Origin of the sequence: Loigolactobacillus jiayinensis, from assembly GCF_003946445.1 — a bacterium.
Lineage (GTDB): Bacteria > Bacillota > Bacilli > Lactobacillales > Lactobacillaceae > Loigolactobacillus > Loigolactobacillus jiayinensis.
In genome coordinates, this window is sequence record NZ_RHOF01000062.1 from 1 (window position 1) to 252 (window position 252).

At 50.8% G+C, this 252-nt stretch carries 2 tRNA genes; both read left to right on the top strand.

The features are described 5' to 3' along the window. Positions 1-63: 63 nt before the first annotated feature. Positions 64-151 (top strand) — tRNA-Ser (locus EKM80_RS12685). Positions 152-160: 9 nt separating this feature from the next. After that, positions 161-234, top strand: a tRNA-Met gene (locus EKM80_RS12690). The last annotated feature ends 18 nt before the right edge of the window (positions 235-252 follow it).

The following is a 252-nucleotide window of genomic DNA, read 5'->3' on the forward strand; positions in this document are numbered from 1 at the left end:
TTAAGACACCGCCCTTTCACGGCGGTAACATGGGTTCAAATCCCGTACGGGTCATTTCAGCTTGGAGGATTACCCAAGTGGCTGAAGGGAACGGTCTTGAAAACCGTCAGATGTGTAAAAGCATGCGAGAGTTCGAATCTCTCATCCTCCTTTTTATTATCGCGGGATGGAGCAGTCTGGTAGCTCGTCGGGCTCATAACCCGAAGGTCGTAGGTTCAAACCCTGCTCCCGCAATATGGTTCCATGGTCTAG